Raw genomic sequence first — 26,354 nt, 5'->3', positions numbered from 1 at the left:
AACGTATCCGCCGCGGGCCGCGCGCAAACGGGGCTAACCGTGCGCCGCGTTGTACCCGGCCACCAGCGCTGGAAGTTCGTCGAGGGAGTCGATACGGAACAGGCACCGGTCGGCCACCGGCGCGGGGTCCAGGATGTGGCCCCAGGCGCCGCGCCTGATCAAGCACGCCTTCATCCCGGCCGCGAGAGCCGGGCGTACGTCGTTGTCGGGCCGATCACCGACATAAAGGATGGCGGACGCGTCGCCGCCGCCCTCGCGGACGACCCGCTCGAAGAAGCCCGCGGACGGCTTCGCCACGCCCCAGCCCTCGGACGTGCCGATCACGTCCACCGGCAGCTCGAGCTCGCGCAGGACCGCCTCCGCCCACCCCGGCTGGTTGCCGGCCAGGCCGACGAGCAGGCCCTGCTCCCGCATGGCGGCCAGGCACGAGCGCGCGTCGGGGTACAGGTCCCGCTCGCCGAACGACTCCGGCCGCCCGGCCGCCGCGCGCAGCCCGCGCTCGGCCTCGATGTCGAAACCCGGCCGGAACACCTCGAACGTCTGCCGCCAGTCCAGGCCCCGGGCGATGACCGAGCCGTGCACCGCCGACAGGGTGTGCCGGGGCACACCGAGCCAGTCCGCCCAGGTCTCGAACTCGCGGGACTCGTCGACGACCGTCCCGCCGACGTCGAAGAAGACGGCTCTGATCATTTTCGCTCCTCCGCCCCGGCGCGCTACCAGCGGAGGATAGACGGGTTCGGCCATCCCCGCTGCCCGTCACGGGGCGGCGACGGCCGGTCGCTCACCGGTCCGTGGCCACCCCCACGACCTGGCGTGGCGGTGTGATCGGCGCGGTGGCGTGCCGCGGCGGCGGCGCGGTCGTGATGGCGCTCATCGCCGGGGTCACCGCCTGCGGTGCGGCCTCCCGCTCGCCGCGCGCCGTACTCACCACGGCCCGCACCAGCATCCGCAGGTCGACGCCGAGGCTCATCTGCTGGATGTAGCCGAGGTCCTTGCTCAGCCGCTCGGCCGCCGGGACGTGGCACTTCTCGATCTGGGCGGTGCAGGCGATGCCCGGCCGCACGGTGTGCCGCACCGCGAAGCCCGGCACCTGGTCGAGGTCGTGGCGGACGACCACCGCGCGCAGCGGGCGCGGTCCCACCACGCTCATCGCACCGGTGAGCACGTTGAGCAGCTCGGGCAGCTCGTCGAGGTGCCACGGCCGCATCACCCGGCCGACCAGCAGCGTGCGCGAATCGTTGTGGCTGGCCACCACCGGTCCGGTGGTGTGCTCGGCGCCGTGCCGCATGCTGCGGAACTTCACCTCGCGGAAGACGACGCCGCCCCGGCCGACCGAGTTCTTGACGAAGAAGATCGGCCCCGGCTCCTCCAGCCAGATCCACAGCGCCAGCACGAACCACAGCGGCAGCGTGAGCAGGATGCCCACGGCGGCGGCGGCGATGTCGAACGCCCGCTTGCCGCGCGGTTCGCGCGGGTAGAGCAGGTGCGCGTGGCGGGCCAGGATCTGCCGGCGGACCGCCGCGCTGGGCGGCGCGTTGTCCTCGGCCAGGCCGCGCAGGGTGATCGTGAAGACCAGGCTGTACACGAACAGGCTGGTGACCAGCAGCGCGGTGGTGCGCTGGTGCAGGTGCGCGTACGTCCAGCAGACGATCGTCGAGGCGACCACGACGGTCACGAAGAAGACGAACCGGGCCAGCCAGTGCGGGACCCGGCCGCCCAGCCGCGAGCCCACGGACAGGGCCATGCACAGCCCCGGCAGCAGGGACGCGAGGATCACGTTGACGCTCATCGCCCGTTCCATCAGCGGTGCGCCTTGTGCTCTTCGACCCACATGCTGAACATCAGCAGGATCCACAGCTCGCGGCCGTGCTCGGCGGTGCCGTCCAGGTGCCGCCCCACCCAGCGGGCCACCTCGTCGGGCTGGAGGTAGCCCTGCCGCCGCAGCACGTCCCGGCTGAGGTACTCGTCGAGCAGCGGGCGCAGCGGGCCGGTGAGCCACCGGGGCATGGGCGCGTTGAAGCCCTTCTTGCCCATGGTCAGCACGCTGGGCGGCAGCGCGTGCCGCATCGCCTCGCGCAGCAGCCGCTTGGGCTGGTATCCGGGCATCTTGACCGACCCGCGCAGCGAGAACGCGTACTCCATCAGCGGGGTCGACAGCAGCGGGACGCGTACCTCCAGCGAGTGCGCCATGCTGGTCCGGTCCGTCTTGGCCAGCACGTCCTCGGCCAGGTACACGTTGGCGTCGGTGTACTGGTGGCCGGTGAGCCGGTCGAACGACCGCCCGGCCAGGTCGTGTCGGGCGTGGGTGTCGTAGGTGTCGAGCAGCCCCGCGTACAGGTCCGGGTGCAGCAGCCGGGCCTTGTGCTCCTCGTGGAACACCACCCGCCACAGGTAGTGGCTGCGCGCCGGGTCGTGCAGCACGTTGTCGACGAACCGCCGGGCCTTGAACTCCAGGCTCGCCCGGTTGTGGGACACGGGCAGGAACCGCAGCATGGACGGGGCGAGCCGGGTGGTGAGCCCACGCGGCAGGTGCCGGTAGTACCGGGCGATCTTGTCGGCCTGGTAGGAGCGGTACCCGGCGAACAGCTCGTCGCCGCCGTCGCCGCTCAGCGCCACGGTGACCTGGCTCCGGGCCAGTTCGCAGAGGTAGTACGTGGGGATCATCGACGGGTCGGCGAAGGGCTCGTCGAAGGTCGGCGCGATCCGGTCGACCACGTCCTCGGCGGTCGGCTCCACCACCAGCTCCGTGTGCGTGGTGCGCAGGTGGCGTGCCACCAGGGCGGCCTGCTGCCGCTCGTCGTAGGACCGGTCGGCGAAGCCGATGGTGAACGTCTTGAGCTCCGCGTCGGGGTGCAGCCGGCGCGCCGTGGCCACCACGGAGCCGGAGTCGAGGCCGCCACTGAGGAAGAACCCCAGCGGCACATCGCCCATGAGCTGCTCCTCCACGCTGGCCGACAGCAGCTCCCGGACGCTGCGCATGGCCCTGTCCGCCGAGACCCGGCGCTGGGCGGTGTCGGCGGCCAGGTCCCAGTAGCGCCGGACGGTGTGCGTGCCGTCCTGCCACACCAGGGTCCGGCCGGGTTCGAGCTTGCGGACGTCGCTGTAGATCGAGCGGGGACCCGGGATGTACATCAGCGACAGGTAGTCCGACAGCGCCTGCGGGTCCAGCGCCGCGCCGTCCAGCCCGGCCAGCACGGCCCGGATCTCGGAGCCGAAGACGACGCGGCGGTTGTCGAGGAAGTAGTAGAGCGGTTTGACGCCCGCCCGGTCCCGGCTCAGCAGCAGCCGCTGGTGCTCGGTGTCCCACAGCGCGATCGCGAACATGCCCTCCAGCCGGGAGACGAAGTCCTTGCCGTACTCCTCGTAGAGGTGCGGCACGACCTCGCAGTCGCTGTCGGAGGTGAAGGTGTGGCCGAGCTGCCGCAGCTCCTGGCGCAGGCTCCGGTGGTTGTAGATCTCGCCGTTGACCACGGCGTGCACGGTGCCCGCCTCGTTGCGCACCGGCTGGTGCCCGCCGGCCACGTCCACGACCGCCAGCCGGCGCATGGCCAGCCCGACGCTGCCGTCGAGGAAGACGCCCTCACCGTCAGGACCGCGGTGGTGCAGCGTGCGGCACATGGCCAGCAGCCGCTCCCGGTCCACCGGCTGACCGGTGGCCTCGACGATCCCGGTGATACCGCACATGTATCCACTCACCACACGTTCACTGAAGGAGGACTTCTCACGAAAGACCGGTCGCCGACTACGGCCGTTTCAGACCGGCACCCTCGGCGCGGGCACGCTCGTCGGCTCGGTAACCTGCGGCCGCCAGCAGCGCAGCTTCTGGGCGCCCAGGCGGCCCAGGTACTCGGTGTTGAACACGAGGTAGCGCCGCCACAGCCGGCGCGGCTCGCTGGCCAGCCGCCACAGCCAGGCGAGGCCGTTGCGCTGCATCCACCGCGGCGCCGGGGCCAGCCGCCCGGCGTGGTAGTCGAAGGCCGCGCCGACCGCCATCGCGGGCAGGTCCAGCAGCGGCCGCATCGCGTGCACGAAGATCTCCTGCCGGGGGCAGCCCAGCCCCACCAGCAGCAGCCGCGCCCCGGACGCGTTGATGCGCGCCGCGATGGCGGCGAGCTCGTCCGGGGACGTCTCGCGGAACCCCGACGGCTCGGCACCCGCCAGTCTGAGCGCCGGGTACGCGCGGGCCAGGGCCGTGCCCAGCTCGGCGACGACCTGCGGGGTGGAGCCGTACAGGTACACCGGCAGGTCCTCTTCGGCCATCCGGCGCAGCACCCGGCCGGTGAGCTCCGGGCCGCTCACCCACTCGGACAGCTCCGCGCTGTGCAGCAGGTTCAGTGCCCAGCGCACCGGCTGCCCGTCGGGCGCGACGATGTCGAACGCGTTGAGCCTGGCCCGGTGCTGCGGGTCGCGTACGCCGGTCATCACCCCGTGCACCGCCAGGGCGGTGAGGCTTAGCGGTCGGCGCTGCCGGGCCGCCGCGAGCACCCGGTCGACGGCGCCGTCGTAGTCGATGCGGTCGACCAGCACGCCGAGGACGTTGTGCTTGCCGCCGTCGGTGCCGGCCGGGGTCGAAGGGTGCGCTGGCTGGCGCGTGAGGGTCACGTGTCGTGACAATACCGACATTCACGGCTAAAGCCGGTGTTTAACCTTGCGAGCGTCGCACGTGGCGAGCCTCCCGCCGTCAGGCCGCGATGCCGTCCACCGGCCGGTCGTAGTGCCGGTGCGCCGCGATCGCCTCGAAGACGTCCTTGGTGAAGCGGTCGTCGACCTGCGCCCCGGGTGCCAGGAACACCACTCCGTCGAGCGCGGCGGCGATCGGCTTGCTGGACTCGCCCTCGACCCGGTCGGACGTGGCGTACACCGGCAGCCGGGCCGCCTCGACCATGCGGTCACCCAGCCCGAGCACGATCAGCGGCTTGGCGTGCTTGTACGCCTCGGCCACGAACTGCAGCGCGAGCCCGTCCCCGATCAGCTGCGACACGGCCTCGTCGCCGTCGGGCACCACCACCGCGTCGTACAGCACGGAGGCGGCCGTGACCATCGCGCGGGTGACCGGCAGGGTGCCGCCCTCGGCGGTGCGGACCACCCCGTCCACCAGCCCCAGCACGTCCAGCACCGCGTCGTTGGCCTCCAGGAACTCCTTCAGCCCCGCGATGCCGGCCGCGGCCACCCCGTCGGCCGCCAGCACCGCCACCCGCCGACCGGCGATCGTCGCGAGCGGCTGGCCGGCCTGGCTCAGCGCCGGGGAGCTGCCGCCGTGGTTGACCGACACCGCTTCGGGGGCCGCCACGCCGATACCCGCCGCCACGGCCGTGGCCAGCGTGTTGTCGATCCGGTTCAGGTGCGCCACGACCCGTTCGCGGATGTGCGGGTAGGCGACCTTGCCCAGCTCGAACCGGTACGCCGCGACGATGTGCTCCCGCTCCCAGGCGCTCATGCTGTTCCAGAACAGCGTCGCCTGCGAGTAGTGGTCGGCGAAGGTCTCGGCGCGCTTGCGCATCTTGTGCCCGTCGACCAGCTCCGGCCGGTGCGTGAACGCCTCCGGGAAGGTCCCGGCGCCGGGCACGAACGGGCAGCCGCCCCCGGTCGAGTTCGGATGGTAGTTGGCCTGCCCCAGCGGGATGTCGTCCTGGTGGAAGCCGTCCTGCTGGTGGTGGCGCACCGGCGCCACCGGCCGGTTGATCGGGATCTGGGCGAAGTTCGGCCCGCCGAGCCTGGTCAACTGCGTGTCCAGGTACGAGAACAGCCGCGCCTGCAGCAGCGGGTCGTCGGTGAAGTCGATGCCGGGCACGACGTTGCCGACGCAGAAGGCCACCTGCTCGGTCTCGGCGAAGAAGTTGTCCGGGTTGCGGTCGAGCACCATCCGCCCGACCGGCGACACCGGCACCAGCTCCTCCGGGACGATCTTCGTGGCGTCCAGCAGGTCGAAGTCGGCGAACGCGAACTCGTCCTGTTCGGGGATCAGCTGCACGCCCAGCTCGTACTCCGGGTAGACGCCAGCCTCGATGGACTCCCACAGGTCGCGGCGGTTGAAGTCGGGGTCCTTGCCGGAGATCTTCTGCGCCTCGTCGAAGATCAGCGAGTGCACCCCCGCGAGCGGCGTCCAGTGGAACTTCACGAACGTCGACCTGCCCTCGGCGTCGACCAGCCGGAACGTGTGCACGCCGAAGCCCTGCATGGTGCGGAAGCTGCGCGGCAGGGCCCGGTCGGACATCAGCCAGATGACGTGGTGCATCGTCTCCGGCTGCAGCGACACGAAGTCCCAGAACGTGTCGTGGGCCGAGGATGCCTGCGGCATCTCGTGGTGCGGCTCCGGCTTGACCGCGTGCACCAGGTCGGGGAACTTGATGCCGTCCTGGATGAAGAAGACCGGCATGTTGTTGCCGACCAGGTCGAAGTTGCCCTCTTCGGTGTAGAACTTCGTCGCGAACCCGCGCACGTCGCGCGGGGTGTCGGTCGAGCCGCGCGAACCCTGCACCGTCGAGAAGCGCACGAACACCGGCGTGCGCACGTCCGGATCGGTCAGGAACCGGGCCGCCGTGTACGGCGCCAGTCCGTCGCCGTACGGCTGGAAGTAGCCGTGGGCGCCCGACCCGCGCGCGTGCACCACCCGCTCCGGTATGCGCTCATGGTCGAACCGCATGATCTTCTCACGCAGGTGGAAGTCCTCCAGCAGGCTCGGCCCCCGCGGCCCGGCCTTGAGGGAGTTGTCCGTGTCGTCGACCGGGATCCCCTGGTCGGTGGTGAGCCGGGTGTCGGTCTTGTCCATCCGGTACGGCGCCAGCTGCTCCTGCTTCGCGTCGGCCGCCGGGGCCGTTCCGGCAGGTACCGTCTGCTGCGCCGAGCGCTCCTCGACAGCCATGGCTGCCCCCTCTCACCGCTTCGCGAAGCGGCTGCTCCATAGGCGCTCGACCAGCCGAACCAGCTGGTCGAGCGCGTCCCCGTCGGTATCGCCGTCATCGCTGCTCGGCAAGCCCGCCGTCTAGGCCTCGTCCGCCTCGGACATCTCGTCGCCCTCGGTCACCCGGCGGGTGGCCTCCAGCGCGTCGTCCTCGGAGAACTCGTCCTCTTCGCCCGGCTCGGCCTCGGTGACCTCATCGGCCTCCGCAGCCTCCGCCTCGGTGATCTCCGGCTCGCTGGTCATCTCGCAGCCCCCTCTGCGCCTGTGCCGTCGCGCGGCGTAGTACCCGGCATCCACCAGGCAAAACCTTCTCGGCACAGGCCTGTGGCCGCAGCCGCCGTTTGCCCCAGGACCAGGCGGGTACAGCCCCGGCGCGCCGGATCACCGTCCGGCGCACCGATCGGGGGAGGTCAATCATGACCAGTCGATACGGCACCACGGCGCGGACCGCCGCGCGGGCGCCGGTACGGACCGCGGCCGCCATCGTGGGCGGGGTGTTCCTGCTGGTGGGGATCCTGGGTTTCATTCCGGGCATCACCACCCACTACGACACCATGCACGCGGCCGGCCACCAGTCGGGTGCGATGCTGCTGGGCGTCTTCCAGGTCTCGGTGCTGCACAACATCGTCCACCTGCTGTTCGGCATCGCCGGCCTGGCGATGTCGCGCACCATCCCGGCCGCGCGGACGTACCTCATCGCCGGTGGTGTCATCTACGGCATCCTGTGGTTGTACGGGCTGATCATCGACCAGACCAGTCCCGCCAACATCGTGCCGGTCAACAGCGCGGACAACTGGCTGCACCTGCTGCTCGCCATCGGCATGATCGCGCTGGGCGTGGGCCTGACCCGCAACCGCCGTGACGACCTCGCCCGCACTCGCGACGACGAGGTCGCCTACCGGCGCTGACCGGGCCGCCGGTCACGATTAGCACAGACCGTGACCGGGTACGGACCCTCGGTGCCACTGACCAGATCATTACCGCAGTCCTCGGTGGTGGTGACCGGTGCCTCGAGCGGTATCGGCGCCGCCACCGCGCTGCTGCTGGCCCGCCGGGGCGCCCGGCTGACCCTGACCGCCCGCGACCCGCACGGCCTGGCCGAGATCACCGATGCCTGCCGCCGCGTGGGCGCCCTGGTCGCAGCCGTCCCGCTGGACGTCACCGACCCGGACGCGGTGACCCGGCTCGCGGCCACCGCCCGGCACCGCCACGGCCGCCTCGACGCGTGGATCAACAACGCCGCCGTCGCCCTGTACGGCAGCCTGCTCGACACTCCGCTGGACGAGATCCGCCGCACCTTCGACGTCGACCTCTACGGCTACCTGCACGGCGCCCGCGCCGCCGCCCCGCACCTGCGCGAGGCGGGCGGCGGGGTGCTGGTCATGGTCGGCTCGCTGCTGTCGGAGCTGTCCATGCCCCACATCGGCGCGTACGCCGTGGCCAAGCACGCGGTGCTGGGCCTGTCCGACGCGCTGCGCCAGGAGCTGCGCGGCGACCGGATCTCCGTCTGCGCCGTGCTGCCCGGCTCGGTCGACACGCCGCTGTTCGGCTGGGCCGCCAACCGCACCGGCCGCGCCGTCCGCCCGGCCGGTCCGGTGGTCTCGCCCGGCCGGGTCGCCTGGCGGATCGCGCGGCTGCTGGAGTCGCCGCGCCGCCAGGTGCACGTCGGACAGGCCGCCGCCCTGGCCGCGCTGCAGTGGCGGCTGGCACCCGGCCTGGTCGAGCGCGTCTGCGCCTGGTACGGCCGCGACGCCCACTTCGTGCCCGACCGCACCGCCCCGCCCAGCACCGGCAACCTGTTCGAGCCGGTGCCCGGCGGCCGCCGCGTCACCGGCGGCTGGCGCGGTCGAGACGCCACCCGAGCGGGCGCGCCCGCGACCCTGGCCGGAAGGGGCTGAACGATGTCACGCACCGAACAGACCATCAACGCACCCGTCGAGCAGGTGTTCGAAGTCCTCGCCGACGGCTGGACCTACTCCAACTGGGTCGTCGGCACCGCCCACATCCGCGACGTCGACGCCCGGTGGCCCGAAGCGGGCAGCAAACTGCACCACACCGTCGGCGCCTGGCCGCTGACCCGCAGCCACGAGACCGAGGTGCTCGAGTGCGAGCCGCCGGTGCGCCTGGCCCTCAAGCCGAAACTGTGGCCGCTCGGTGAACTGGTCGTCGTGCTGACCCTGGTGGCCCAGTCGGCGGGCACGACCAGGGTCGCGCTGGTGGAGGAGATCACCGACGGGCCCATGCGGGCGGCCCGCAACAAGGTCAACGACCTGCTGCTGCACGCCCGCAACCGCGAAGCACTGCGCCGCCTGGCGGACCTGGCGGAGAACCGCCGATGATCGTCGACGCCGTCGTCATCGGTGCCGGACCCAACGGCCTGGTCGCCGCGAACCTGCTCGCCGACGCGGGCTGGGACGTGGCACTGCTGGAGGCGGCACCGACGCCGGGCGGCGGCGTACGCAGCGCGGAGATCACCGCGCCGGGTTTCCGGTCCGATCTGTGCAGCGCGTTCTACCCGTTCGCGGCCTGCTCGCCCGTCATCCGGGGCCTGCGCCTGCCCGACTACGGCCTGCGGTGGCGCCGGGCCGAGGCGGCGCTGGCCCATGCGCTGCCCGACGGGCGGGCCGCGGTGCTGTGGAACGATCCCGAGCGCACCGCCGGGGCGGTCGACGTGTTCCACCACGGCGACGGCGAGCGCTGGCTGGCGGCGTACCGGCACTGGTGCCGCATCGAGGACGACCTCACCGCGGCCATGTTCGCGCCGTTCCCGCCGGTCCGGGCCGGAACCCGCCTGCTGGCCCGGCGCGGCGTCGGCGGCAGTGTGCGGGCGTCGCGGCTGCTGGCCATGTCCATCCGCGACCTGGCCGAGGAGTTCTTCGGCGGCGAAGGCGCCCGGCTGCTGCTGTACGGCTGCGCCCTGCACACCGACCTGGGGCCGGAGAGCACCGGCTCGGGGGCGTACGGCTGGCTGCTGGCGATGCTCGGGCAGCACCACGGCTTCCCCGCCCCGCAGGGCGGGGCGCAGGAGCTCACCGACACCCTGGTCCGGCGCCTGCGCGCGCACGGCGGCACCCTGTACTGCGACGCCAACGCCGAGCGGATCGTCGTGGGCGGCGGGCGGGCGCTGGGCGTGGTCTGCGCCGACGGGCGGGCGTGGCGGGCCCGCCGGGCCGTGCTCGCCGACGTCGACGCCCCGTACCTGTACCGCAACCTGGTCGGGGCCGACCACCTGCCTGCCCGGCTGCTGGCCGACCTGCGCGGCTTCCGCTACGACCGACCCACCCTGAAGCTCGACTGGGCCCTGCGCGAGCCGCTGCCGTGGACCAACCCGCAGATCCGGCACGCGGGCACGGTGCACCTGGGCGGCGACACCGCGCAACTGTCGCGTACGGCGGCGGAGCTGGCCGGGGGCGGCGACCCGCCGGTGCCGTTCGTGCTGATGGGACAGATGAGCCGGGTGGACCCGACCCGCTCGCCAGCGGGCACCGAGACCGCCTGGGCCTACACCCACCTGCCCTACCGGTACGCCGCCCGCCGCCGCGACGACCTCGCCGGCTACGTCGAGCGCATCGAGGACATGGTCGACAAACTGGCGCCCGGGTTCCGGGAGCTGGTCATCGCCCGCCAGGTGCAGGGTCCGGCGGACCTGGTGCAGGAGAACGCCAACATGATCGGCGGGGCGCTCGGCGGCGGCACCGCCGCGCTCAGCCAGCAGCTGCTCCTGCGCCCCACGCCCGGCCTGGGCCGCAGCGACACCGTCATCGACCGGCTGTACCTGGCCAGCGCCTCGGCGCATCCGGGTCCGGGCGTACACGGCGGACCCGGCGCCAACGCCGCCCGCGCCGCCCTGCACCGCGACCGCCTGGTCACCGGAGCCCTGTACCGCGCCGCCATTACTGCGGCCAACCGGCTGATCTACTGAGCCCACACCGCTCGCGGAGGACCCCGACCGGGTGCGCCCTACCGCGATGCGAGCGTGATAGACAGTTGCCGTGACCGATCCCTACCGGACCCTCGGCCCCGGCTATGCCGGCCGCCGCCGGCCGGATCCGCGCGTGGCCGCGATCATCGACGAAGCGCTGGGCGAGGCCCGGTCGGTGGTCAACGTCGGCGCCGGGACCGGCTCGTACGAGCCGACCGACCGCAGGGTGCTGGCGGTGGAGCCGTCCCCGGTGATGATCGCGCAGCGGCCGCCCGGCAGTGCCCCGGTGGTACGGGCGGTGGCCGAGCACCTTCCCCTGCCGGACGGCTCCTTCGACGCCGCGCTGGCCGTCCTGACCGTGCATCACTGGACCGATCCCGCGCGCGGGCTGGCCGAGCTGCGCCGGGTGGCCCGCCGCCAGGTGGTCCTCACCTGGGACCAGTCGGTGGTGTCCCGGTTCTGGCTGGTCGCCGACTACCTGCCGGAAATCGCCGAGGCCGAGCGGTCCCTGCCCACCTGCGACTACATCGCCCAGCAGCTCGGACCGGCCGAGGTCAGGCCGCTGCCGGTACCGCACGACTGCACCGACGGCTTCCTCGCCGCGTACTGGAATCGGCCGTACGCCTATCTCGACCCGGCGGTGCGGGCCTCGATCTCGTCGCTGGCCAAGCTGGACCCGGACCGGGTCGAGCAGGCGATGCGACGACTGGCCGCCGACCTCGACAGCGGACGCTGGCAGGAGCGCCACGGCCGCCCGGACGAGCCCGGATCGGCCGACGTCGGCTACCGCCTGGTGACCTCGCTCGCCCCGTGAACTGAGCCGGTCGCTGGAAGACACTCCCGCGACGCGACCGCGAGGTGTTTCCGCCACCGCGCCGCCACCCTCTAAACTGGCCCGCCCGATGTCCGGACACCACACCTGACCAGCCTGGAGATCTCATGTCAGCTGTCGCACTCCCGCACGACGTACACGGATCCGGCCCGCACCGCGTCATCGTCCTGCACGGCTGGTTCGGCGACCGCAGGGCCTTCGCGAAGGCCGCGCCCTACCTGGACGGCGCGGCGTTCACCTACGCGTTCCCGGACTACCGGGGCTACGGCCAGGCCCGCGACCTGGTCGGGGAGTACAGCATCGCCGAGATCGCGGGCGACGTGGTCGCCCTGGCCGACAAGCTGGGCTGGGACGAGTTCTCGCTGGTCGGGCACTCGATGGGCGGCAGCGTGATCCAGCGGGTGCTGCTGGACGCGCCCGGCCGGGTCCGCAAGCTGGTCGGCGTCTGCCCGGTGCCCGCCTCCGGGGTGCCGTTCGACGAGCAGAGCTGGGCGCTGTTCTCCGGCGCCGCCGACGAGCCCGGCAACCGCCGCGCGATCATCGACTTCACCACGGGCAGCAGGCTGCCCGCCGCGTGGCTGGATGAGATGGTGGCCGGGTCGCTGGCCAACTCCAACGTCGAGGCGTTCCGCGCCTACCTGCCCGCCTGGGCCCACACCGACTTCCACGGCGAGGTCGTCGGCAACACCACGCCGGTCCTGGTCGTCGCCGGTGGGCAGGATCCCGCGCTGTCGGCCGACGTGATGCGGGCGACCTGGCTGCAGTGGTACCCGAACGCGCAGCTGAGCGTGCTGGCCGACGCCGGGCACTACCCGGCCGACGAGACGCCCCTGGCCCTCGTCGCCACGATCGAGAGGTTTCTTCGAGACTGACCGGCTGAGCGGGAGGTGATCGATTCAATGTCCTAAATGAGTTAGATTACCGAGATGCCCGAGCTGACGCAGCAACTGCTGGACGAGGTCGTCGCCGACTACGCCGGTGGCCGGATCACCCGCCGCGAGGCGCGGCAGCGCCTGGCCGCGTTCGGCATCGTCCCGGCTCTGGCCATACCGCTGCTTGCCGCCCAGGACGCCCGGCGCGACGCCGCCGGATCCGACGAAACCGGTCCCGCCCAGGCGTGAATCGCCCCGGCGGGACCGGCAGGACGGATCACTCGGTGGCGATCGCCGCCAGGATGTCGGCACGGGCCGCCCGGCGCGCGGGCCACAGCGCGGCCAGCACCCCGACCAGCGCCATGCCCGCCAGCGCCACCCCGGCCGTCGACCAGGGCACCGACATGTCGAACACCGGGTTGGCCAGGATGACGTACTGCATCACCCCGCCCAGCAGCACACCCACCCCGATGCCGAGCAGGCCGCCGTACAGCGAGATCACCACGCTCTCCCGGCGGACCGTGCGCCGCACCAGCGGCCGCGACGCGCCCAGCGCCCGGAACACGCCCAGCTCGCGGGTACGTTCCAGCACCGACAGCGCCAGCGTGTTCACCACCCCGAACACCGCGATCACCACCGCCGCGCCCAGCAGCACGTACACCAGCCCCAGCACCAGCTGGAACGGCGCCAGCAGCTCGTCGAGCAGCTCCTCGCGGTCCAGCACCACCACGTCCGGACGGGCGGCGAACACCCGCTCCACCCCGGCCCGCAGCGCGCCCGGATCGCCGCCGAGGACATACATGCTGTCGTTGTACGAGTCGACGCCCGCCGGCAGCAGCGCCTGGTCCAGCACCACTCCACGCAGCAGCTCGCTGCTGCGGTGCAGGCCCGCCACCCGGGCCCGGACCTCGGCCCCGGTGCTGCCGCCCGCCGCGTCGGCGGCGCCGAACCTGAGCCGGACCTCGTCGCCCACCTTCAGCCCCGCCTCGGCCGCGCGCTGCTCGTCCAGCAGCACACCCCCGCGCAGGTCCGATCCGCCCGCCGTCACGCGCGGCCGCAGCGCCGTGCCCAGCGCGGCCGGGTCCAGCGCGGTGAACTGCACCTCAACCCCCTTCCCGGACGCGGGCAGCAGCTCCGCACCGCCGAGCCGGGGCACGGCCAGCGCCCCGACCCCCGGCACCGCCGCCGCGGTCGCCCGCGCCGCGTCGTCGAGCTGCCCGAACGCCGCGGCCCGCACCACCACCGCGTCCGGCGGCACCGCCGTGCGGATCTCGTCGGTCAGGCTCGCCGTGAGGGTCTGCCCGACGGTCGCGAACGCGCAGACCAGCGACAGGCCGATCATCAGCGCCGACGCAGTCGCGGCGGTGCGGCGCGGATCGCGTACGGCGTTGCGCAGCGCGATCCGGGTGACCGGCCCGCCCCGGGCGCCCAGCACCCGCGCCAGCGGCCGCAGCACGCCCGCGACCAGCACCGGCGCCATCAGCAGCACGCCGACCCAGGCCAGCACGGCACCGGCCATCGCCTGGATGCGGGCCGGCTCGTCCAGCTCCGCCGCCCTGGTCAGCGCGATCATGGCGACGCCCCCGGCCACGGCGACCACGCCCAGCACCGTACGCAGCACCAGCGACCGGCGCGGCACCGCGGCGTCGGTACGCAGCGCCGCCATCGGCGACACCCGGGCCGCCCGGCGCGCCGACCCGTACGCCGCCACTACCGTCACCACGATGCCGACCGCGTAGCCGAGCAGGATCGCCCACGGCGACACCGCGTACCGAACCGTCCCCACGATCGGCAGCACCCGCATCCCGAGCAGGCCCAGCCCGACCCCGAGGGCGACGCCGACGGTGGCGCCGACCACGCCCAGCACGACCGCCTCGGCCAGCACCGCCCGGCGCACCTGGGCCCGTCGCGCCCCGACCGCCCGCAGCAGCGCGAACTGGCGGGTGCGCTGGGTGACGAGCATGGTGAAGGTGTTGGCGATGACGAACACCCCGGCCATCAGGGCCACCGCCGCGAAGGTGAGCAGCGCCTTGCGGATGACGTCGGCGTCGCTGTCGGCGGACCGGGCCAGCTCCTCCCGCAGCTCGCCACCGGACCGGACCTCGTAGTCGGCACCCAGCTGCCCGCGTACGGCGGCGACGAGGGCGTCCTCGGCCGCGCCGGACACCTCCACCCGGTCGAAGCCGGGCACCGCGGCCGGGTCGTCGTCCTGGGAGCGCAGCAGCCGGGCGGCGGTGTCGCCGTCGTAGGCGACCGCCGGGTCGAACTCCCGGCCCGACGGGTGGTAGGCGAACAGGCCGACCACGGTCGCGGTGTCGTCGCGGCCCTCGGTCAGCAGGATCCTGGCCCGGCCGCCGACGCTGATCCCCGCCTCGGCCGCCGCCTGGTACTCCAGCGCGACCTCGCCGGCGCGCTGCGGTCCGCGACCGGCGGTGAGTTCGAACCGCTGCGAGCCGTCCCAGTCGGTGCCCGCCGTGCCCGGCCAGTACGTCGTGCCGAGCTTGCCGTCGGCGCCCACCAGCGCGGCGTAGCCGCTGCGTACGCCCTCGACCCGGCTCACCCCGGGCAGGGCCGCCAGCCGGGTGACGACCTCCGGCGCGATCCCGGGCCGCCGCGGGTCGGCGGCCCGGCGCTCCAGCTGTACCAGCGCGGAGACGTCGGTGCGCTGACCGCCGCCGCGCACGGTCGCCGCGGCCGAGTCCGACACCACCCAGGTGGCGACCACGAACCCCACCCCGAGCACGATCGCGGCCAGGGTCATCGCCACCCGGCCCAGGTGTGCGCGCAGGTCGCGCAGCATCGCCCGCAGCATCAGGCACCCGCCCCGACACCGGCGCGGCCGCGCGCGGCCGACTCCAGGCCCCGGACGCGGTCCAGCACCCGGTCGGCCGAGGGGTCGCGCAGCTCGTCGACGATCGCGCCGTCGGCGAGGAACAGCACGCGGTCGGCGTACCCGGCCGCGACCGGGTCGTGGGTGACCATGACCACGGTCTGGCCCAGCTCGTCGACACTGCGGCGCAGGAAGCCCAGCACCTCCGCCCCGGCCCGGGAGTCCAGCGCGCCGGTGGGTTCGTCGGCGAAGACCACATCCGGGCGGCTGACCAGCGCGCGGGCGCAGGCGACGCGCTGCTGCTGGCCCCCCGACAGCTGCGAGGGCCGGTGGTGCAGCCGGTCGCGCAGGCCCACCGCGTCCACGACCGTGTCGGCGAAGCCCAGGTCGGGCTTGCGGCCGGCCAGGTCCAGCGGCAGCGTGATGTTCTCCCACGCGGTCAGGGTCGGCAGCAGGTTGAACGCCTGGAACACGAAGCCCATCCGGTCGCGGCGCAGCGCGGTCAGCGCGTCGTCGCGCAGGCCGCTCAGCTCGACCCGGTCGGCGCTGCCGTGGCGGGCGCCGTGCAGCCACACCCGGCCCGAGGTCGGCGTGTCCAACCCGGCCAGGCAGTGCATCAGCGTCGACTTGCCCGACCCGGACGGGCCCATGATCGCGGTCAGTTCGCCGCGACCGAACGCCACCGTCACCGCGTCCAGCGCCGTGACCTGCGCGTCTCCTGTCCCGTACCGTTTGGTCAGGTCCTCCGCGCTCACCGCGGCCTCGAAACTCGTCATGGCGCACACGCTGCCGCCCCGACGCCGTCCCGCCGTCGGACGAGAGTCGATCACCGGCTACTACTTAAGTAGCGGGTCGCGGCGACGGAAGTAGCGCCCGGCCCGGCGGCGGGCGCGCCTACGCTCGACACGACAGGGCTCGGACGGAAGCGGGGACATGGAACGGGTCAGGGCAGAGGCGGCGGTGCCGGGTCTGCCGTCGTGGCTGCAACCCGGCAGGCTGCCGCGCCGGATCGGGCACTGGCTGTTCCCGCCCGCGCTCGGGTTCGCCGTGTTGCTGGGCTCCTTCGTCTCGCCGTTCCGGCCGGCGCCGTTCCTCTTCGACGGCCGCTACGAGACCGACTCCGCCTGGCTGGTCGCGGCGTGCGCGCTGGCCTGCGCCGCGAGCGCCACCCTGGTCCGGCGCTGGCGCTGGCCGCTGTTCGTCAGCTCGCTGGCGGCCTGGCTGGTCATGGCGATGGGCGCGGCGGTGTTCGTCGCCGCGTACTACGCGGGCGCGGGCCGGCCGGGGCGCCCGCTGCACCCGGGCCGGGCCTGGCCCTACTTCCTCGTCGCGTTCCCGGTGGTCGGCCTGTCGATCGGCTGGAGCGCGGTGCACAGCGACCTGCTCTACCAGGGCATGACCGGCGGCGTGATCTTCGGGGCCACCCTCACCGGCCTGTTCGGGGTCTCCATGTGCGTGGTGCTGCCGTTCCTGTTCGGGCTGTGGGTCCGGGCCCGCCGCCAGGTGCTGGCGCAGCTGCGGGAGCGGGCCGAACGGCTCGAACGCGAGCAGCACGAGCGCGCCGAGCACGCCCGCGCCGAGGAGCGCCGCCGCATCGCCCGCGAGATGCACGACGTGGTCGCGCACCGGGTCGCGCTGATGGTGCTGCACGCCGGAGCGCTGGAGGTGAGCACCGGCGACGCCCGTACCGCCGAGGAGGCCGGGCTGATCCGCACCACCGGCCGGGAGGCGATGCAGGAGCTGCGCGAGGTCCTCGGCATGCTGCGCGCCCCCGGCGGCGAGAGCGGCTCGCTGGAGCTGGCGCCGCAGCCGACGCTGGCCGACCTGGACCGCCTGCTGGAGTCCAGCCGCACAGCGGGCCTGCCGGTGCGCCGCGTCGACGCCGGGTACCCGCAGCGGGTGTCGCCGTCGGCCCAGCGCACCGCCTACCGGGTGGTGCAGGAGGGCCTGACCAACGTGGCCAAGCACGCCGGCTCGGTGCCGACCACCGTGACGCTGCGCCATGAGCCGCAGGAACTGGTGGTCACGGTCGAGAACGCCGCCCCGGCGCACCCCGCCCCGGCCCAGCCCGACAGCGGGCTGGGGCTGGTCGGACTCGCCGAGCGGGTGGCCCTGGCCGGCGGCAGCGTGCAGGCGCGCCCCCGGCTGGACGGCGGGTTCGTGCTGTGCGCCCGCATCCCCGCCGACCCGCCGGAGCCGGGCGCGGCAGCCGGGGCGACGGCATGATCCGGGTGCTGGTGGTCGACGACGAGGCGCTGGTCCGGTCCGGGCTGCGGCTGATCCTGGAGGCCGCCGGCGACATCGCCGTGGTCGCCGAGGCCCGCGACGGCGCCGAGGCGGTGGACGCGGCCCGGCGGCACCGCCCCGACGTGGTGCTGATGGACGTACGCATGCCCGGCACCGACGGCCTGGCCGGGGCCGCCGCCGTCGGCCGGCTGCCCGACCCGCCCCGCGTCATCATGCTGACCACGTTCGACCTCGACGAGTACGTGCACGCGGCGCTGCGCGCGGGCGCGGTCGGGTTCCTGCTCAAGGACACCCCGCCCCGCGACCTGGCCGAGGCGGTGCGCACCGTCGCGGCGGGCAACGCGATGCTGTCACCCACGGTCACCCGCCGGTTGATCAGTTCGTTCGCGCAGCGCGGCCCGTCCGTGACCGACCAGGCCCGCGCGCGGCTGGCGGTGCTCACCGACCGCGAACGCGACGTGGTACGGGCGGTGGCGCGCGGCCTGTCCAACGCGGAGATCGCCCGCGAGCTGGACATGGCCGAGGCCACCGTCAAGGCCCACGTCAGCCGGGCACTGGCCAAACTCGGCCTCGCCAACCGGGTCCAGGCCGCCATCCTCGTCCACGACGCCCGCCTGGACCCTGGCCCCGACCAGCGCTGATCCCCGCCCCGCGGCCAGCGCGGAGCCGCTCGGCATCCCGCGTTGTCCGCGGTGCCACGCGCCGGCCGTGCCAAGATGATCTGGCAGGCACTTCGCGGCGCCACACGCCCGGGGCCACCATGGGGGCGGATGCGGTCGTGAGGCGGAGCTGGGTATCGCCGGCCGGGGGCGACCGCGTCCTGGCCGGCTTCGCGCTCGGCTGCGTCGCGTGGCTGGCGGCCTTCGCCACCCTCACCTACGCCGCCGCGGACTCACCGAACCTGGCCAGGTTCGTCGGCGAGATCGTGTACCTGGTCCCGATGGTCGTCCTGGTCGGGCTGAGCCTGTGGGCTGCCAGATCGGCGACCGGCCGGCTGCGGACCGCGTGGCGGCTGCTGTTCGCGGCGAACCTGCTGTGGCTGGTCGGCGACGTCATCTGGGCCGTCCTGGTCTACACGGTGCCCGAAGGCCCGCCGATCCCGTCCCCGGCCGACGCCTGCTACCTGCTGCGCTACACGCTGACGATCACCGCCATCGTGCTCGGCGTCGGCCTCAAGGTGCGCAAGCTGCTCGACGCGCTGCTGGTGGCGGCCGCTGCGGCGGCGATCGGCTGGCAGCTCATCATCGCGCCGCTGGTGCCGCAGACCTGGAACGCCAGCGACTTCGTCACCTTCCTGTACCCGGTCTGCTCGGTGATCATCGTCAGCATGCTGGCCGCCCTGATGCTGGCCGGACCGAGCCGGGTGCCCTTCTCGATGGTGCTGGTCGGGGCCGCGTTCGGGGTCGCCGCGGTGCTGGACGCGGTCTACGCGTACACCACCGTGCTGAACCCGTACACCAGCTCCACCTGGCTGAACGTCGGGTGGCAGGTCGAGGTGCTGCTGCTGTGCGTGGCGGCGCTCGCGGCCGTACGCCACGTCGGCGAGGAGCGGCCGCCGGTCGCCGAGGTGTCGTTCCTGCCCGCGCTGGTCGCCGTGCTGATCGTCGGATGCCTGGCCCTGGGCGACCTGATCCTGGTCGGGCAGGTCAGCCGGGTGACCCTGTCGCTGGCCATGCTGCTGCTGGTCGGCCTGCTGATCCGCCAGATCGCCGCCGCCCGCGAGCGGGTCAGGCTCACCGAGCAGCTGCGGACCGCCGCGATCACCGACTCCCTGACCGGCCTGCACAACCGGCGCTTCTTCGAGGAGACGCTCGCCGCCGAGACGGCCGAGCACCGCGACGGCGACGCGCTGAGCCTCATCCTGCTGGACCTGGACCACTTCAAGGCCGTCAACGACACCCACGGCCACCTGGTCGGCGACGCGGTGCTGGCCGAGGTCGCGAGCCGGATCCGGCGCTGCCTGCGGGCCACGGACCTGGCCTGCCGGTACGGCGGGGAGGAGTTCGTCTGCCTGCTGCCCCGCACCGACGCACCCACCGCCCTGGACCTGGCCGAGCGCATCCGCACCGCCGTGCGCTCGGCCCCGGTGACCGTCGCCGGGGTCGCCGAACCGCTGACGCTCACCGCCTCGCTCGGGGTGGCCAGCGCCGAAGCAGGCGACGGCGAGCCGAAGCGCCGGGGCGAGGACCTGGTCGCCGAGGCCGACCGGGCGCTGTACCGGGCCAAGGCCCTGGGCCGGGACCGGGTGCTCGAATACGGCCCGTCGGACCAGATCGAGGCCGACCCGCCGTACGACCTCCCCCAGGGCCTGCTCTGGCTGGCCGACCAGGCGGACCGGGTGAACGGGCTGGGCACGCGCGGTGCGGCCGTGAGCCGGTGGGCGTGGCAGACCGCCGCCCGCCTCGACCTGGACCAGGCGGTCCGGCTGGCCACCGCCGCCGCGGCCCGGGTGCAGGGTCTCGGCGGCATCTGCCTCGACTGCGTACCGGCGGGGCCGGATCGGGCCGACTCCGCCTGCGGCCGACCCGCACGCGGTGCCCGCCTGCTCGCCGACCTGGCGCAGCGGCCGGACCTCGCCCCGCTGATCGCCGCGTGTCACGAGCGCTTCGACGGCACCGGGCACCCGCGCGGACTGGCCGGACCCGACATCCCCGTCGGCGCCCGTATCATCGCCGTCTGCGACGCCTGGTCGGCGGTGCGGCCCGGCGGCTCGCCGTCGGCGCCGGGCCTGGCCGCAGCCCGGCTGGCCCTGTCCGCCGACCGGGGCACCCGACTGGACCCCGAGGTCGTGGACGCTTTCCTGGCCCTGCTCGACGCGGGCGCGGTCTCGTGAGATCAGCTCAGGGCCGGCGGCCGTGCAGGCGGCGGTGCAGCGCGCGGATCGTCTCGGACAGCTCGGGCGCCGGTCCGTCGACGGCGACGCCCGGCGCGACCTGCTGGATCGGCAGCGGCCGCACCGGCCCCGGCGGCAGCCCCATCTCCTCGCGCCAGGCGGTCAGCTGCGCCGACGAGCTGGCGTAGACGATCCGGCCCAGACCCACCCAGGCGTGCGCGGCCGAGCACATCGGGCAGTGCTCGCCGGAGGTGTAGACGGTCGCGGCCGCCCGTGCGGCGGGCGTCAGGTGCTCGGCGGCCCAGCGGGCGATCTCGAACTCCGGATGCCGGGTGTCGTCACCGGAGGCGACATGGTTGTGGTCCTCGAACAGGACGGTGCCGTCCGCGGCCACCAGCACCGAGCCGAACGGCTCGTCGCCGACCGACAGCGCCAGCTCCGCCAACTCCACGCAGCGTCGCAGGTGCACCAGGTCCAGTTCGCTGATCACGACCGCCCCCCGCAGATCATCGGCCCGGGCCTGAGCGTACCGCGGTCAGCGGCTCTCACCGGGAATGCACCTGTCCGCACCTGGCACACGGCTGCGGCGGCCCGCTGGGCAGGCCGAGCTGGGTGAGCGTCCACGGGTCGGTGATCCTCTCGTCGTCGGCCAGCAGCAGGATCCTGGTCAGCAGGTGCGTGGTCGGGCGGTCGCCGCCGTCGACGGTGTCGTACAGCGCCGGATGCGGCGCGTCGCCGAACAGGTACGACACGTCGCTGGGCAGCCCACTGTCCCCGATCATCACCGTGTCGGTGCCCAGGTGCACCCGGTAGACCGCCCGCGACCCCGCCACCACGACGGTGTCGCCGTGCCGGGTGATGCGGTCCGCCCGGCCGCCGAGCACGGCGTCCAGCAGGTCGCCCCGGGCCCGCGCCCGGCCCTGCGCGTAGTCGCCGACGCTGCGGCGGCCCGCCCACGCGGCCAGGTCCAGCTCACGCATCGCCTCGGAGAACAGCCGCGGCGGCACCCGGTCGGCGGGCACGGCCGTGTCGCCGTCGCGGAACTCCAGCCGCAGGAACCCGAGGTCGCCGGCGGCCCAGTAGCCGGACGTGGCGGCGTGCAGCACGGCGGTGCCGCCACCGAACGCCTTGCTCGCGTACGGCCGCGCGCCGTCGTGCAGCGACCAGCCGCGCGTGGCCAGGTGCCGGGCCGCCGCACCGCCGCCGATGACCCGGCCGGTGAACCGGGTCGACTGCCCGGCCGCCTCCGGCGGCGTCGGCGCGTACCACTCCCGGAACAGCTGCGGCACGGGTTGGCGCAGCCGCTGCCGGACCGCTTCGGCCTGCCAGCGGCCCAGCAGTCCGGCGGCCGCCAGCGCGGCCGGGTGCGCCACCGCGACCGGCCCGGCGACGTCCACCTCGTCGAGCAGTCCGAACCGGCCGCCCGCGTCCTGCCACACCAGCCGGGGCAGCAGCGCGGCACCGGGCCCGGTGGCGCGCAGGCGCGCCAGCTCGGCCGGCGGCAGCGGCGCCCCCGACGCGATCAGGCCGCGCAGCCTGCCGCGCAGCCGCGCGGTGTGGCCGCGCAGCAGCTCGTGCTCCCCCTGCAGCGCCTCGTAACCCGGATCCTCGCGGACGGCCTTGGGCACCGTCTTCAGCACCCGCGTGTTCTTCGTCGCGACGATCGCCGGTTCGGCGCCGTCGAACCCGACCGCCGCGGTGTACGCCCCGACGACCAGCGGCGGCAGCACCGGCGTGGGCGAGTACGCCTCGCCTGCGGCGTCCAGCGCGGCGGCGTCGGCGTAGCCGCCGACCTGTGCCAGGTGCTCCAGTGCCACGTCGATCGCCGACGCGTGCTGGCGGCGCCGGTCGGGCGCACCGAACGCCATGCCGCGCCGGTGCAGCTCACGCAGCGCCGCCCAGCGGTCCAGCACCGACTCGCCGTCGGTCGGCGGCAGCATCCCGTACGCCGCGATGCCGGTCGGTGAATCCTTGCCCACCCTGGTCATGACCGGTCCCCGGCGCAGGCCCAGCGCCGCCGCCACCACGTCGTTCGGCACCAGCTTCAGCAGCCGGCGCGCGTTGGCGTCCCCGGCCTCGGCCGCCGCCGCCAGGATGGCCGCGCGGTCGTTGCGCACCAGCCTGCCCACCGCCTGGCCATGCTGGATCAGGTCCAGCAGGCGCTCGGCGCCCGCCATGCCCAGCAGCGGCAGCAGCGCCCGCGCGTCACCGGCCGCCAGGCGCAGCGTCAGTGCCCGCTCCTGCCGCTGCACCGGCTCCCGGCCCAGCAGCCCGACCAGCTCGGCCCGCTCGGCCGGGGTCAGTCCGGCCGCGCCGAGATGCCGGTCCATCCGCCAGTTGCCGGTGCCGTCCAGCCCGCGCAGCACGAACCGCAGCCCTCGCGGCGTAGGCGCCATCGGCACCCGGTCCCAGTCCACATCACGTACGGAGATCAGCTGCCACAACCGGTCGTCCCAGAACGGCCGGAACCGCTCGCCGGTCGCCGCGGCGACGATGGGCTGGCCGTAGCCGACCAGGTCGCGGGTCAGGTTCGCGAACCCGGTGGTGTGCGTGACCAGCTCGTCGTCGAGCGCGTCCGCCGCCTGCAGCGCGTCCAGCAGCAGCGCCCGCGACCCGTCGCGGATCCGGCCGAGCGGGGTGAACGCGATGACGCGCAGCAGCCTGACATCGCCGGCGTCCGCGGCAGGCCCGACGAGCGGATCCAGCCGCGCCTCGTAGGAGGTCTCCTCGCCCAGCAGGCGCTGCAGCGCCTGCTGGCGCGTCACGGTGGGCCAGGGGGCGTCGAGGACGTCGGCCGCGTCGGTCGGGTCGGTGAGCGGGAACGCCACGTCGTACAGCCGGTCGAGTTCCGCCTCGTCGGCTCTCAGCAGGCTGCTCGCCGCGGTGCCGCCGCGCAGCTGGCGCAGCATCTCCCCCGCCGTGCGCCGCATGGCGGGCAGGTCGTCGGCCTGGGCGGCTTTGCGCGCCAGCCGGATCAGCGCCATCATCGCCAGCGTGCCGACCGCCTGACCGTCCATGACGTCCTCCCAGCCGTCCGTGATCAACGGACCGACCCTAGAGGACGCCTGCGACAGCCGCCGTACGGGCGACTCGGGTCCGGTGATCAGTGCCAGGGCTCCGGTGACCGGCCGCGGGCGTCGTCGGCCGTGGCCAGCCGCGCACCGGCCCGCATGAACAGGACGCCCACCAGCGACAGGAAGCACACCAGCGCCACCACCGCCAGCACGCCGTGCCCCGTGAGCAGGCCCGCCGCCAGTACGGTCACCGCCACCACGGCCGCCAGGGCCAGGCTGCCGAACCCGTCGCCCCCGGCGCGCCGTGTCCGTCCGACGCGGGCCATCCTGCGCGCGAACCGCGGATCCTCGCGGATCGTGGCCTCCTCGATCGCCCGCAGCCGCCTGCTCTCGTACTCGCTCAGCGTCATGGCGCCCGTCCCATCGCCGACCCGCGCGGCGCCGACGGCGCCGCCTCGGTTCGGACCTACCCGCCCCGAACCACCCCAAACGTGATCGGCCGAGGCCACCGCCGGTCCTGGCGGCGGCCTCGGCCTGGTGGGATCCGTCGTAGCCGGAGGTTCAGCAGCCCAGCTGCTGGCGGGCCATGAACCGCAGCGACCCCACCGGCACCGAGTCACCGCAGGCGATCGTGCCCGCTTCGAAGTTGGCGAAGGTCGTGTACGGGAACGGATCGTTGATGAAGTCGATCGGGCTGGACGGGAAAGCCTCCACCCAGCCTCCGCGTGATCCCGGTGGCGCGAAGCACCGCCACAGCTGGAAACTGCCGGTCACCTTGCGGGTGCCCTTGTACAGGCCGTAGTAGCCGGGCTGGTTGAATGTCCACCTCATGCTGGTGGTCTCGGTCGTCGTGCTCGATGTCGAGGTCTGCACCGAGAAGCCGAGCGTCGTGCTGACCTTCACGAGACCGATGCTGAACGCCGCGGTGATGTTCGTGCTGGCGCCCACCGTGGTCGTCACGGTGTTCATGACCGACAGGGTCTCGGTGCGTTCGCCGGTCGTACCCGCGGTGATGTTGACGCTGATGAAGTGGGTGAGCGTCGGGCTGACCTCGGCCGAGCTGACGGTGGCCTCGATCTGGCCGTGATTGGCGGCCTTGCAGGGGATGCCTGCCGGGCCGGGCAGCGCGGCCGACGCGGGCGCGGCTTGGACCACCGTCGCGGCGACCGCCACGGCCACCGCGACGCCCGCGACCACCGCCCGACGGACCAGAGGGACTGCGTTCACAAGACCTCCATGTATGCCAGTACATCGATTGATGTGCCGCACACATTACCGGGCCGAGAAGCGCCGGCCGAACAGTCGACGCGGTACATACGTCGCCGCTCTGCCCCGCGCGCCCGGAACGGCGCACGGGGCAGAGCGTCATGACGGTGGGCCGATCAGCCGCGCCACCACTTCTGGTTGGCGCCGCCGGTGCACTCCCACAGCGACAGGGGCGTGCCGGTGCCGCCCCAGCCGGTGACGTCGACACACTTGTTGGCCTGCGGGTTCACCAGGTCACCGGCGCCGCTGAGGACGAACTGCTGGGCCGGGTTGCCGCTGCAGCCGACGATCTGGATCGCGGCACCGTTGGCGGTCGACCCCCAGGCCACGTCCATGCACAGGTTGTTGACGGTCCGGATCGTGCCGTCGCCGGGGAAGGTCCAGTTCTGCGCGTTGGTGCCGTTGCAGTCCCACAGCTGCAGCCGCTGGCCGTCGACGAAGTTCGAGTTCGGCACGTCGATGCACTTGTTCTGGTAGCCGATGATGCGGCTGCTGCCCCCGCCGGCGGTGGTCAGCGTCAGCCCGTAGGCGCCCAGGATCTCGTTGACCGGCTGGAAGAACGTGGTCCCGCCGGTCGAGCAGTTGCCCGAGCCGCCCGAGGTCACGCCCTGCGCCTGGTTGCCGCTCATCCAGGCGCCGCCGGAGTCGCCGCCCTCGGCGCAGGCCGTGGTCTGGGTCAGGCCGTACACCAGCGAGCCGGAGTAGTTGACCGTCACGTTCTTGGCCTGGATCGTGCCGCAGCGCCAGCCGGTGGTACGGCCGGAGCGGCAGATCGAGCTGCCGACCGCCGCCTCGGCGGACCCGGCGACGGTGACGCTGCCACCGGCGTAGTTGTTGACCCACGGGCGCGGGGTCCAGTTGGCGTTGGTGCGCACCCAGGCGTAGTCGTTGCCGGGGAAGGACGAACCCGCGAAGGTGCCCTGGCTGACGTTGTTGTAGCCGAGGGTCGGGCTGCCCGCGCCACCGCAGTGCCCGGCGGTGACGAAGCCGCCGTTGTTGACCGAGAAGCCGATCGAGCACAGAGTGTTGCCGTTGATGACGTACTGGTCGCCGCCGCGGATGTCGTACAGCGGCCGAGGTGCCTGCGCCCCGGTGACCACGCGCACGGCCGACGGGTCGACCTTGCTCGCGCCGATCAGCTTGGCGGCGGTGGCGGTGTCGGGTGCGGAGACCACGACGCTGTTGGTGACGGCGTCGACGTACCAGCCGTAGGCGCCGGTGCGGGCCAGGGCCGCGCGGTCCAGCGCGTTCTTGGCTTCGGTCAGCTGCTTCTCGCTGCGCGCGACGACCGCGGGGACGGCACCTGCGGCCCGGACCAGGTCCGCGTCGCGGCTGGACAGCACGCCGACGGTGAGGCGGCTGTCGGCGGTGGAGTACCAGGCTCCGGCGAAGCGGTCGCCGAGGCCCACCCGCAGCCGCTGCTCGGTGCTGGCGGCCGCGGCTTCGTGGGCCAGGCGCAGGCGCGCCTGGGTCTCGGTCAGCGCGAGGTCGCGGCGCAGCGCCTGGTCCATGGTGGTCGCGGTCGCAGACGACGGGGGTACGGGCACAGGGACGGCCGCCGCGGGGGCGGGAATGGCCAGCGCAGCGGCGAGCACCGCGGCGCCGGTCAGGGCGGGGAGTCTCACGTCGATCCTCTT

23 protein-coding genes are annotated in these 26,354 nt (G+C 73.7%); 10 read left to right on the top strand and 13 right to left on the bottom strand.

The annotated features are described in order from the left end of the window. Positions 1-33: 33 nt before the first annotated feature. The 6 genes from QEZ54_RS06810 to QEZ54_RS06785 all read right to left on the bottom strand — a co-directional run bounded on the left by QEZ54_RS06810 (position 34) and on the right by QEZ54_RS06785 (position 7,144). Positions 34-690 carry an HAD family hydrolase gene (locus tag QEZ54_RS06810; protein WP_281303615.1) on the bottom strand — a complete coding sequence of 219 codons (657 nt, stop codon included), beginning with the start codon at positions 688-690 and terminating at the stop codon, positions 34-36. A 91-nt stretch (positions 691-781) separates the two neighbouring features. Continuing rightward, the gene (locus QEZ54_RS06805; protein ID WP_281303614.1) at positions 782-1,789 is read right to left on the bottom strand and encodes a sugar transferase; all 1,008 of its coding nucleotides are present in this window, start codon (positions 1,787-1,789) and stop codon (positions 782-784) included. Between the two features lie 11 nt (positions 1,790-1,800). Continuing rightward, positions 1,801-3,684, bottom strand: a complete 1,884-nt coding sequence (gene asnB / locus QEZ54_RS06800) for an asparagine synthase (glutamine-hydrolyzing) (protein ID WP_281303613.1) — start codon at positions 3,682-3,684, stop codon at positions 1,801-1,803. Between the two features lie 69 nt (positions 3,685-3,753). Then, entirely contained in the window at positions 3,754-4,602 is an 849-nt protein-coding gene (locus QEZ54_RS06795) for a WecB/TagA/CpsF family glycosyltransferase (protein ID WP_281303612.1), read from the bottom strand. Between the two features lie 79 nt (positions 4,603-4,681). Further along, positions 4,682-6,862 (bottom strand): catalase, encoded by a 2,181-nt coding sequence (locus QEZ54_RS06790; RefSeq protein WP_281303611.1) that lies wholly within the window; start codon positions 6,860-6,862, stop codon positions 4,682-4,684. Positions 6,863-6,982: 120 nt separating this feature from the next. Continuing rightward, the gene (locus QEZ54_RS06785) at positions 6,983-7,144 is read right to left on the bottom strand and encodes a hypothetical protein (RefSeq protein WP_281303610.1); all 162 of its coding nucleotides are present in this window, start codon (positions 7,142-7,144) and stop codon (positions 6,983-6,985) included. 173 nt (positions 7,145-7,317) lie between these two features. Between QEZ54_RS06785 and QEZ54_RS06780 the strand changes: the two genes are divergently transcribed. The 7 genes from QEZ54_RS06780 (at position 7,318) to QEZ54_RS06750 (ending at position 12,776) form a co-directional block, all read left to right on the top strand. Then, positions 7,318-7,809, top strand: coding sequence for a DUF4383 domain-containing protein (locus QEZ54_RS06780; RefSeq protein WP_281303609.1), 492 nt, complete (start codon positions 7,318-7,320; stop codon positions 7,807-7,809). A gap of 30 nt (positions 7,810-7,839) precedes the next feature. Continuing rightward, complete coding sequence (locus tag QEZ54_RS06775; protein WP_348650518.1) at positions 7,840-8,799, top strand: SDR family oxidoreductase; 960 nt, start codon at positions 7,840-7,842, stop codon at positions 8,797-8,799. Positions 8,800-8,802: 3 nt separating this feature from the next. Then, positions 8,803-9,240 carry an SRPBCC family protein gene (locus tag QEZ54_RS06770; RefSeq protein ID WP_281303607.1) on the top strand — a complete coding sequence of 146 codons (438 nt, stop codon included), beginning with the start codon at positions 8,803-8,805 and terminating at the stop codon, positions 9,238-9,240. After that, positions 9,237-10,823 (top strand): NAD(P)/FAD-dependent oxidoreductase, encoded by a 1,587-nt coding sequence (locus QEZ54_RS06765; RefSeq protein WP_281303606.1) that lies wholly within the window; start codon positions 9,237-9,239, stop codon positions 10,821-10,823. Before QEZ54_RS06770 ends, QEZ54_RS06765 begins: the two co-directional genes overlap by 4 nt. Before the next feature lie 70 nt (positions 10,824-10,893). After that, complete coding sequence (locus tag QEZ54_RS06760; RefSeq protein WP_281303605.1) at positions 10,894-11,637, top strand: class I SAM-dependent methyltransferase; 744 nt, start codon at positions 10,894-10,896, stop codon at positions 11,635-11,637. Between the two features lie 125 nt (positions 11,638-11,762). Continuing rightward, positions 11,763-12,527 (top strand): alpha/beta hydrolase, encoded by a 765-nt coding sequence (locus QEZ54_RS06755; protein ID WP_281303604.1) that lies wholly within the window; start codon positions 11,763-11,765, stop codon positions 12,525-12,527. Between the two features lie 54 nt (positions 12,528-12,581). Then, a complete protein-coding gene (locus tag QEZ54_RS06750; protein WP_281303603.1) occupies positions 12,582-12,776 on the top strand; it encodes a hypothetical protein in 195 nt (64 codons plus the stop codon). Between the two features lie 28 nt (positions 12,777-12,804). On the opposite strand, the gene QEZ54_RS06745 is transcribed toward QEZ54_RS06750, so the two are convergent. Further along, complete coding sequence (locus QEZ54_RS06745; protein WP_281303602.1) at positions 12,805-15,339, bottom strand: ABC transporter permease; 2,535 nt, start codon at positions 15,337-15,339, stop codon at positions 12,805-12,807. Continuing rightward, on the bottom strand, positions 15,339-16,133 hold the full coding sequence (locus QEZ54_RS06740; protein ID WP_281303601.1) for an ABC transporter ATP-binding protein: 795 nt from the start codon (positions 16,131-16,133) through the stop codon (positions 15,339-15,341). The genes QEZ54_RS06745 and QEZ54_RS06740 overlap by 1 nt, the downstream gene beginning before the upstream one ends. A gap of 157 nt (positions 16,134-16,290) precedes the next feature. Between QEZ54_RS06740 and QEZ54_RS06735 the strand changes: the two genes are divergently transcribed. From QEZ54_RS06735 to QEZ54_RS06725, 3 genes are all read left to right on the top strand, one after another. Beyond that, positions 16,291-17,583, top strand: coding sequence for a sensor histidine kinase (locus QEZ54_RS06735; RefSeq protein ID WP_281303600.1), 1,293 nt, complete (start codon positions 16,291-16,293; stop codon positions 17,581-17,583). Further along, positions 17,580-18,245 (top strand): response regulator transcription factor, encoded by a 666-nt coding sequence (locus QEZ54_RS06730; RefSeq protein ID WP_281303599.1) that lies wholly within the window; start codon positions 17,580-17,582, stop codon positions 18,243-18,245. Before QEZ54_RS06735 ends, QEZ54_RS06730 begins: the two co-directional genes overlap by 4 nt. A 137-nt stretch (positions 18,246-18,382) precedes the next feature. Continuing rightward, on the top strand, positions 18,383-20,437 hold the full coding sequence (locus QEZ54_RS06725) for a diguanylate cyclase (RefSeq protein ID WP_281303598.1): 2,055 nt from the start codon (positions 18,383-18,385) through the stop codon (positions 20,435-20,437). 7 nt (positions 20,438-20,444) lie between these two features. On the opposite strand, the gene QEZ54_RS06720 is transcribed toward QEZ54_RS06725, so the two are convergent. From QEZ54_RS06720 to QEZ54_RS06700, 5 genes are all read right to left on the bottom strand, one after another. After that, positions 20,445-20,927 (bottom strand): nucleoside deaminase, encoded by a 483-nt coding sequence (locus QEZ54_RS06720; RefSeq protein WP_281303597.1) that lies wholly within the window; start codon positions 20,925-20,927, stop codon positions 20,445-20,447. A gap of 55 nt (positions 20,928-20,982) precedes the next feature. Further along, complete coding sequence (locus tag QEZ54_RS06715) at positions 20,983-23,481, bottom strand: DUF4132 domain-containing protein (RefSeq protein ID WP_281303596.1); 2,499 nt, start codon at positions 23,479-23,481, stop codon at positions 20,983-20,985. A gap of 59 nt (positions 23,482-23,540) precedes the next feature. Beyond that, on the bottom strand, positions 23,541-23,861 hold the full coding sequence (locus tag QEZ54_RS06710; RefSeq protein ID WP_281303595.1) for a DUF3040 domain-containing protein: 321 nt from the start codon (positions 23,859-23,861) through the stop codon (positions 23,541-23,543). 151 nt (positions 23,862-24,012) lie between these two features. Beyond that, on the bottom strand, positions 24,013-24,678 hold the full coding sequence (locus QEZ54_RS06705) for a hypothetical protein (RefSeq protein ID WP_281303594.1): 666 nt from the start codon (positions 24,676-24,678) through the stop codon (positions 24,013-24,015). Positions 24,679-24,833: 155 nt separating this feature from the next. Further along, positions 24,834-26,342, bottom strand: coding sequence for a ricin-type beta-trefoil lectin domain protein (locus tag QEZ54_RS06700; protein WP_281303593.1), 1,509 nt, complete (start codon positions 26,340-26,342; stop codon positions 24,834-24,836). Between the last annotated feature and the right edge of the window lie 12 nt (positions 26,343-26,354).

It is taken from the genome of Catellatospora sp. KI3, from assembly GCF_029948125.1.
Classification (GTDB): Bacteria; Actinomycetota; Actinomycetes; order Mycobacteriales; family Micromonosporaceae; genus Catellatospora.
The sequence above is the reverse complement of the archived record's forward strand: the minus strand, read 5'-3'. Positions and strand labels throughout refer to the sequence as shown.

Bases quoted from the DNA above. Each gene is read 5' to 3' on its own strand.
- QEZ54_RS06810 (WP_281303615.1), bottom strand. From the start codon at position 690: ATGATCAGAGCCGTCTTCTTCGACGTCGGCGGGACGGTCGTCGACGAG.
- QEZ54_RS06805 (WP_281303614.1), bottom strand. From the start codon at position 1,789: ATGAGCGTCAACGTGATCCTCGCGTCCCTGCTGCCGGGGCTGTGCATG.
- asnB (WP_281303613.1), bottom strand. From the start codon at position 3,684: ATGTGCGGTATCACCGGGATCGTCGAGGCCACCGGTCAGCCGGTGGAC.
- QEZ54_RS06790 (WP_281303611.1), bottom strand. From the start codon at position 6,862: ATGGCTGTCGAGGAGCGCTCGGCGCAGCAGACGGTACCTGCCGGAACG.
- QEZ54_RS06785 (WP_281303610.1), bottom strand. From the start codon at position 7,144: ATGACCAGCGAGCCGGAGATCACCGAGGCGGAGGCTGCGGAGGCCGAT.
- QEZ54_RS06780 (WP_281303609.1), top strand. From the start codon at position 7,318: ATGACCAGTCGATACGGCACCACGGCGCGGACCGCCGCGCGGGCGCCG.
- QEZ54_RS06770 (WP_281303607.1), top strand. From the start codon at position 8,803: ATGTCACGCACCGAACAGACCATCAACGCACCCGTCGAGCAGGTGTTC.
- QEZ54_RS06765 (WP_281303606.1), top strand. From the start codon at position 9,237: ATGATCGTCGACGCCGTCGTCATCGGTGCCGGACCCAACGGCCTGGTC.
- QEZ54_RS06755 (WP_281303604.1), top strand. From the start codon at position 11,763: ATGTCAGCTGTCGCACTCCCGCACGACGTACACGGATCCGGCCCGCAC.
- QEZ54_RS06750 (WP_281303603.1), top strand. From the start codon at position 12,582: ATGCCCGAGCTGACGCAGCAACTGCTGGACGAGGTCGTCGCCGACTAC.
- QEZ54_RS06745 (WP_281303602.1), bottom strand. From the start codon at position 15,339: ATGCTGCGGGCGATGCTGCGCGACCTGCGCGCACACCTGGGCCGGGTG.
- QEZ54_RS06740 (WP_281303601.1), bottom strand. From the start codon at position 16,133: ATGACGAGTTTCGAGGCCGCGGTGAGCGCGGAGGACCTGACCAAACGG.
- QEZ54_RS06735 (WP_281303600.1), top strand. From the start codon at position 16,291: ATGGAACGGGTCAGGGCAGAGGCGGCGGTGCCGGGTCTGCCGTCGTGG.
- QEZ54_RS06730 (WP_281303599.1), top strand. From the start codon at position 17,580: ATGATCCGGGTGCTGGTGGTCGACGACGAGGCGCTGGTCCGGTCCGGG.
- QEZ54_RS06710 (WP_281303595.1), bottom strand. From the start codon at position 23,861: ATGACGCTGAGCGAGTACGAGAGCAGGCGGCTGCGGGCGATCGAGGAG.